The organism is Bacillus sp. 05T31 (assembly GCF_056396725.1).
The window spans coordinates 1-7,888 of record NZ_JBFTMA010000254.1 but is presented as its reverse complement, the minus strand read 5'-3'; the positions used below and the strand labels follow the sequence as shown (position 1 = coordinate 7,888).

The 7,888-nt window shown below is 35.1% G+C and carries 5 protein-coding genes and 1 pseudogene; 4 read left to right on the top strand and 2 right to left on the bottom strand.

Annotated elements, in window-relative coordinates; all coding sequences use genetic code 11:
* Positions 1–2,257, top strand: a 2,257-nt coding sequence (locus AC1DJR_RS16035; RefSeq protein ID WP_477002999.1) for a heavy metal translocating P-type ATPase, incomplete at its 5' end; no start/stop codon positions are given.
* A 143-nt stretch (positions 2,258–2,400) separates the two neighbouring features.
* Here AC1DJR_RS16035 and AC1DJR_RS16030 read toward each other — a convergent pair.
* Positions 2,401–3,750: pseudogene (locus tag AC1DJR_RS16030) on the bottom strand (nicotinate phosphoribosyltransferase); the annotation flags it as partial.
* Positions 3,751–3,949: 199 nt separating this feature from the next.
* Here AC1DJR_RS16030 and AC1DJR_RS16025 point away from each other — a divergent pair.
* From AC1DJR_RS16025 to AC1DJR_RS16015, 3 genes are all read left to right on the top strand, one after another.
* The gene (locus tag AC1DJR_RS16025; protein WP_002010467.1) at positions 3,950–5,209 is read left to right on the top strand and encodes a tetratricopeptide repeat protein; all 1,260 of its coding nucleotides are present in this window, start codon (positions 3,950–3,952) and stop codon (positions 5,207–5,209) included.
* 14 nt (positions 5,210–5,223) lie between these two features.
* Positions 5,224–5,352, top strand: a complete 129-nt coding sequence (locus AC1DJR_RS16020; protein WP_000733136.1) for an NprX family peptide pheromone — start codon at positions 5,224–5,226, stop codon at positions 5,350–5,352.
* A gap of 168 nt (positions 5,353–5,520) precedes the next feature.
* On the top strand, positions 5,521–7,221 hold the full coding sequence (locus tag AC1DJR_RS16015; RefSeq protein ID WP_477002998.1) for a M4 family metallopeptidase: 1,701 nt from the start codon (positions 5,521–5,523) through the stop codon (positions 7,219–7,221).
* Between the two features lie 63 nt (positions 7,222–7,284).
* Here the strand turns inward: AC1DJR_RS16015 and AC1DJR_RS16010 are convergent, their stop codons facing one another.
* Positions 7,285–7,833, bottom strand: a complete 549-nt coding sequence (locus tag AC1DJR_RS16010) for a TVP38/TMEM64 family protein (protein WP_404468305.1) — start codon at positions 7,831–7,833, stop codon at positions 7,285–7,287.
* Positions 7,834–7,888: the final 55 nt, after the last annotated feature.

Below are 7,888 nucleotides of genomic sequence, written 5' to 3'. Positions count from 1 at the left end.
GTCTTGTTCCGTAAACTTTGCAACAAAAACGATGCTTTTAGAAACACCGCAAAATAAAGAAAATCAAGTTGTTACGGAAGCGAAGCAACTTGTTACAAAATTAGAGCCGCAGATTAAAGTGCAAGAAGAGCAAAAAACAAAATTAATAAAAGAAGTGTTTGTATTAGAAGGCTTAGACTGTGCAAATTGTGCAATGAAGATTGAAAATAAGGTAAAGGAAATGCCAACAGTTTCAGAAGCAACTGTTGATTTCGTATCAAAGAAATTACGAGTAGAAGTTGCAAATAAACGAGAACTTGAATCGACTGTACAAAATATAAAAAATGTTGTTCAAAAGCTAGAGCCTGATGTAAAAGTTGTTCGTGAAGAGGAAAAAGGACACGACCACGGCCATGATCATGGTGATGGAAATGTGAAAAAGATGATAGGAAGATTAGTAGTCGGCGGAATTTTGACAGGGATTGCTGCGTTAGCCGGATTACCGCAAATGATAACAATTCCATTATTCGTCCTTGCGTATTTATTAATTGGTGGAGATATTGTTTGGAGAGCAGTAAGAAACATAACTCGCGGCCAAGTGTTTGATGAAAACTTTTTAATGGCAATCGCAACTGTAGGAGCTTTTGCAATTCAACAATATTCAGAAGCTGTTGCGGTAATGCTATTTTATCAAGTGGGGGAACTATTCCAAAGTATTGCGGTAAATCGCTCTCGAAAATCAATTACTTCATTAATGGATATTCGTCCTGATTATGCGAATGTGAAAGTTGGAAATGAAACGAAACAAGTATCACCAGAAGATGTGCAAATTGGTGAGTATATTATCGTAAAACCAGGTGAAAAAGTACCGTTAGACGGAAAAGTAGTTGAGGGAACATCAATGATGGATACTTCAGCACTTACAGGTGAATCTGTACCGCGAGAAGTAGAAGTTGGTAATGACGTATTAAGTGGTTTTGTAAACCAAAATGGTGTATTAATTGTTGAAGTTACAAAAGAGTTCGGTGAATCGACTGTATCGAAAATTTTAGACTTAGTACAAAATGCAAGTAGCAAAAAAGCGCCAACAGAAAACTTTATTACGAAGTTTGCACGTTATTATACTCCTGTTGTAGTTATAACAGCAGCAATAATGGCATTTATTCCACCACTTATTTTAGAGGGTGCTACATTCTCCGATTGGATTTATAGAGCTTTAGTATTCTTAGTAATCTCTTGTCCATGTGCGCTCGTTGTATCGATTCCTCTTGGATTCTTTGGCGGTATTGGTGGGGCATCTAAAAGTGGTATTTTAGTAAAAGGAAGTAACTATTTAGAAGCATTGAATGATGTGGAATATATCGTTTTTGATAAAACAGGAACATTAACAAAAGGTGTCTTTAAAGTTACGAAGATGGAGCCTAGTGAAGGTATCACAGCTGAAGAGCTATTAGAATATGCGGCATTTGCAGAAGTATATTCAAATCATCCGATTGCACAATCTATTCGAAATGCATATGGAAAATCAATCGATGAAAATGCTATTGAAGACTATAGTGAAATTTCTGGTCATGGTACGGTTGTAAAAGTACAAGGAAAAGAAATTTTCGCAGGTAATGCTAAATTAATGAGCAAAGAAAACATTACATTTAAGCAACCAAATACAGTAGGTACACTAGTTCATGTTGCTGTAGATGGTAAATATGCAGGTTATTTTGTTATCTCTGATGAGGTAAAAGAGGATTCAAAACAAGCAATTCAAAAGTTAAAAGAACTAGGTATTAAGAAGACAGTCATGTTAACTGGTGATGCAAAATCAGTCGGGGAAGCTGTTGGTAAAGAATTAGGTTTAGATGAAGTTCATGCCGAATTATTACCACACCAAAAAGTAGAAGAAATTGAAAAAATTGATGCAGCAAAACGCGGTAAAGAAAAGATTGCATTCGTCGGTGATGGTATTAATGATACGCCAGTACTAGCAAGGGCAGACGTTGGTATTGCGATGGGCGGCTTAGGGTCAGATGCAGCAATTGAAGCTGCTGACATCGTTATTATGACTGATGAGCCTTCAAAAATTGTGACAGCAGTAAAAATTGCAAAACGTACACGTAGCATCGTATGGCAAAATATTATATTTGCATTAGGGGTAAAAGGGTTAGTGTTATTACTCGGCGCCTTTGGTATTGCAACAATGTGGGAAGCAGTCTTCTCAGATGTTGGTGTGACGTTACTTGCAGTATTAAATGCAATGCGTGTACTACGAGTAAAAGATTTATAAAAAAGAGGACGCAATTGCGTCCTCTTTTTTATTGGTTATTTTGTTGAAATTGACTCAAGAAAATAATATCAAATATTATTTTGTTTTTAAATAATTTAATATATAAATTTACAAAAATATAATATTCTTCTTATTATTTTAATCATATACTCTTCCCAAAATAGTGAGAGGCTGCGTTCATTATACTTTTGAATATCTAATATATTAGGTAATTCATACGCTCTTTTACCGTTAATGAAAATATCTTGATGTAGTTCGCGTGCTTCAAAGCTTGTTACGAATTTACTTATATATGTATGAACTGGATGAAACATTTTTAAACGCTCTTCTTTTCCGGGTTCTTCTGACTCTAAAGCAATATAATCGCCCTCTGCATGATCGTTAACACGGTTAATAATACGATAAACTCGTTTAAGTCCTGGGGTTGTAATTTTTTCAGGATTAGATGAAATCTTAATCGTATCATTTAATTTTCCGTCAGTATCTTCAATAGCGACTAGTTTATAAACAGCCCCTAATGCTGGCTGCTCAAAGGATGTAATCAGCTTTGTACCAACACCCCATACATCAATTTTTGCCCCTTGAGATTTCAAGTGCATAATCGTATATTCATCTAAATCGCTAGAAGCGATAATTTTTGTGTTTGTAAATCCAGCTGCATCAAGTTGTTTTCTGGCCTCCTTTGATAAATATGCCATATCACCACTATCAAGGCGAATGCCATAAAAATCGATACGATCCCCGAACTCTTTTGCAATACGAATCGCATTTGGAACACCAGATTTTAATGTGTCGTATGTATCGACAAGAAATACACATTTTTTATGTGTTTCAGCATATTTTTTAAATGCAACATATTCATCGCGATATGCTTGAACGAAAGAATGGGCATGTGTGCCAGCTACAGGGATGCCAAATCGTTTCCCTGCGCGAACGTTACTTGTAGATGAAAAACCACCAATAAAGGCAGCTCGTGTTCCCCAAAGGGCAGCATCAAACTCATGAGCTCGTCTTGTACCGAACTCTAAAAGCTCATCATTATTTGCAGCGTGCTTCATACGTGCAGCTTTTGTAGCAATTAATGTTTGGTAATTTACAATATTTAAGAGGGCGGTTTCAATTATTTGTGCCTCGCCAAGCGGTGCATCAACACGTAATAATGGTTCGTTATTAAAAACAACTTCGCCTTCTTGCATACTACGAATCGTGCCAGTAAATTTCATGTTTTGTAAATAATGAAGGAAGTCTTCTTCAAATTGCAGCTCTGCTAAATAAGCGATGTCACTTTCGGTAAAGCTGAAATTTTCTATGTACTCTACAATTTTTTCAAGACCAGCAAAAACAGCATAGCCGTTTTCGAATGGAAGCTTTCGAAAGTATAGATCAAAAACAGAACGGCGAGTATGAATACCATCTTTCCAATATGTATAAGCCATGTTGATTTGATATAAATCTGTATGTAAGGCGTAACTATCGTCTTTATAATGATTCATTGCGAAAACACCTCCGTAATTTGATTATAGTATACCAATTTTTCCCCTTTCGTAGCAAAGAAGTAATAGGGGATTGAAGTCAAGAGAGAAAAAAATGAAATAATGCATATTTTTTAGAAAATTTACATTTATCAATTTATATTTCTCTAGATTTTATGTATTATTAGAGTAGTGGGGGTAATGAGAATGGAGGAGGACAATGCAACAAACATTAGAAAAAATAGGCAAGCAAGTTTTTTATAAACGGCTACAGCAAAAAATGACACAAGAAGAATTATGTCAGGGCATTTGTTCTGTCTCATACTTAAGTAAGATCGAAAATGGAAAGATTGAAGCATCAGAAGAAATTCTACAATTGCTCTGCACAAGACTAGAAATTGCTGTGACGGATTTGAGAGATGTAGAAGAAGATGTGAAAGTGAAGTTGGACGAGTGGTTGAATGCATTAGTTCATTTGGACAAGCAACAAGTAGAGCGCATATACGAAGAGTTGCAAGGTGAAATGAAGCATGTGTTGGATTTTGAAATTATAAATTATTATAAACTGCTGTATACACGTTATTTAATGATGAAGCGGGATCTCCCTGCTGTTGAAGAAGAATTGGACGGATTGAAGAAAGTGTATAAGAAATACTCGCCTTTTCAGAAGATGTTATATACGTATAATAAGGCATTATTATATTCTGTGCAGTACAAATATACGCAGGCATTAGAATATCTGTTAAAGACGGAATCGATGGCGAAAGAGTTAGGATATTATGAAACAGGAATATATTATAATTTGGCATTGACATATAGTCAGATGGAAATAGACCATATGACATTATATTTTGCTAATGTGGCATTAGAAGGTTTTAAAAGTGAATATAAATTTAGAAATATAATTAATTGTAAGTTTTTAATTGCGTTTAGTTATACTAGAAAAAAACAATATAATGAAGCTATGGAAATCTATAATCATATCATAAGAGAAGCAACTTCTTTTGCTGATAAAGATAATATTCTTTCTATTGCTTTAAATAATATTGGTTATCTGTACTACCGACAAAAAAATTATGCCAAGGCGAAAGAGTATTATATAGAATGCTTAAAGTATAAAAAAGAAGAGGATATGAATTATATTGATGCCATGTATGAGCTCTCGTTACAGTGTATTCAATTAGGAGAACTTGAGGAAGCGGCTGAATGGATTGAAAAAGGTATCCTTGCTGCAAGGAAAGATGATAGATACAAAGGGATGCTATATTTATTGTTAAATTTAAGATATAAATATTTTGAAGAAAGAGACCTCTATAAAAAATTTCTAGAAACAGAAGTAGTTCCTTTCTTTAAAACAGAGGAAAATATAAAAGATTTAAAGAAAGTATACTTAGAACTAGCTGAATACTTAGAAGAATGCTCAGATTTTAAAGAAAGTAATCGCTATTATAAATTAGCGATTACTTTATTAGAAGAGTAAAGAGGAGGGATAGTATGAAAAAGTTAATTGCAGGAACATTTGTGGTTATGGCAATTGCAGCTGTAGTATTGGATATTCAGTATGCTTGGAAGCCGGATACTCTAGGGCAAGAAGCTAAAACAGTTGAACAAATTAATTTATAAAAAAAAACCCTTTCCCAACGGAAAGGGTTTTTTTTTCAATATTTGTTCCTCAAAATTCTACAAAACTTGAGAAAGAAATTAATTGAATTTTTAGTATATTAATAGTGGAAACATAATGCTAATATGAAACTACTCGTTTTCAAATTTTTTTATTAGGGGGAAGTTTATATGAAAAGGAAGAGTTTAGCGTTAGTGTTAGCGACAGGAATGGCAGTTACAGCGTTTGGAGGGACAGGCTCTGCATTTGCGGATTCTAAAAATGTACTCTCTACTAAGAAGTACAATGAGACGGTACAGTCACCTGAGTTTATTTCTGGTGATCTAACTGGAGCGACTGGTAAGAAAGCGGAATCTGTGGTGTTTGATTACTTAAACGCAGCAAAAGGTGATTATAAGCTAGGGGAAAAGAGTGCGCAAGATTCTTTCAAAGTGAAACAAGTGAAAAAAGATGCAGTAACTGATTCAACGGTAGTACGTATGCAACAAGTTTACGAGGGAGTACCTGTATGGGGGTCTACTCAAGTAGCTCACGTAAGTAAAGATGGTTCTTTAAAAGTATTGTCTGGAACAGTTGCGCCTGATTTAGACAAGAAGGAAAAGTTAAAAAACAAAAATAAGATTGAAGGCGCAAAAGCAATTGAAATTGCGCAACAAGATTTAGGAGTAACACCTAAATACGAAGTGGATCCAAAAGCGGATTTATATGTATATCAAAATGGTGAAGAAACGACATATGCATACGTTGTGAATTTAAACTTCTTAGAGCCAAATCCAGGAAACTATTACTATTTCATTGAAGCGGAAAGCGGTAAAGTGTTAAATAAATATAATAAACTTGATCATGTAACGAATGATGATAAGTCACCAGTTAAGCAAGATGCTCCTAAACAGGAAGCGAAAGCGGTTGTAAAGCCTGTAACAGGGACGAATAAAGTGGGAACTGGTAAAGGTGTATTAGGAGATACGAAATCGCTTAATACAACGTTATCTGGATCATCTTACTACTTGCAAGATAATACGCGCGGAGCAACAATTTTCACATATGATGCGAAAAACGGCTCAACATTACCAGGAACATTATGGGCAGATGCAGATAATGTTTTCAATGCAGCGTATGATGCAGCGGCAGTAGATGCTCATTACTATGCAGGTAAAACATATGATTACTATAAAGCTACATTTAACAGAAACTCTATTAATGATGCAGGAGCACCGTTAAAATCAACAGTTCATTACGGAAGTAAGTATAATAATGCATTCTGGAACGGCTCACAAATGGTATACGGAGATGGTGATGGTGTAACATTCACTTCATTATCTGGTGGCATTGATGTAATTGGCCATGAATTAACACATGCTGTTACGGAAAATAGCTCGGATTTAATTTATCAAAATGAATCAGGAGCGTTAAATGAAGCAATTTCTGATATTTTTGGTACTTTAGTAGAATTCTATGATAACCGTAACCCAGATTGGGAGATTGGTGAAGATATTTATACACCTGGTAAGGCGGGAGATGCACTTCGTTCTATGAGTGATCCAGCGAAATATGGTGACCCAGACCATTATTCTAAGCGTTACACTGGTTCAAGTGATAACGGTGGCGTTCATACAAACAGTGGTATTATTAACAAACAAGCTTATTTATTAGCAAATGGTGGTACGCATTCTGGTGTAACTGTAACTGGTATCGGTAAAGATAAATTAGGTGCGATTTACTACCGTGCAAATACACAGTATTTCACGCAATCTACTACATTTAGTCAAGCACGTGCTGGTGCAGTACAAGCTGCAGCTGATTTATATGGTGCTAGCTCTGCAGAAGTAGCAGCAGTTAAGCAATCATTTAGTGCTGTTGGTGTAAACTAAGGCTTTAAGGGATAGTTATTAATAAAATACCTCAAAAATAAAGAAGGAGCCTATGCTCCTTCTTTATTTTTTTCTCCATTTTTTCCACAAATAAAATAATCCAACACAACCTGCGATTGTAATAATCCATTTCGCTTCATTTGTTCCGTTAATGACATGATATGCAGAATATACTTCAATCAATAAAGCCGGTATTTTCCCTATTGTGCTGGCAATACTGAAAGAGAGTAATGACATTTTGCCTAGAGCTGCAAATAAAGTAACGATACTGGACGGAATGAAAGGAATAAAACGAAAAGATAGGACTAGTAGAAATGCCTCTCTGCCTTCTACGTAAAGAAGGCGTTCTACCTTTGGATACGTATTTACTTTATCGTGAGTGAACTTTTGAAGGCCTATACGATAAATATAAAACGAGATAATAGCCCCTAATGCCTCACCTGCGATCGAAATGATTGTGCCATTTGTTACACCGAAGAGCTGTATATTAATGGCGGTCAAAAAAATACTAGGGATAAAACCTAAAAGACTGATGATGATGTTGATTAAGATACTAAGTGGAATTGCGATTGAATAATAGTCTGTTAAGAAGTTTTGAATTGTTTCAGTCATTCTTTAAAATCCTTTATCTTTTTTTGCATTACACCATATTTACATTGTATAGGCA

Coding starts and splice junctions, on each gene's coding strand:
- AC1DJR_RS16025 (WP_002010467.1), top strand. CDS start 3,950: ATGCAACAAACATTAGAAAAAATAGGCAAGCAAGTTTTTTATAAACGG.
- AC1DJR_RS16020 (WP_000733136.1), top strand. CDS start 5,224: ATGAAAAAGTTAATTGCAGGAACATTTGTGGTTATGGCAATTGCAGCT.
- AC1DJR_RS16015 (WP_477002998.1), top strand. CDS start 5,521: ATGAAAAGGAAGAGTTTAGCGTTAGTGTTAGCGACAGGAATGGCAGTT.
- AC1DJR_RS16010 (WP_404468305.1), bottom strand. CDS start 7,833: ATGACTGAAACAATTCAAAACTTCTTAACAGACTATTATTCAATCGCA.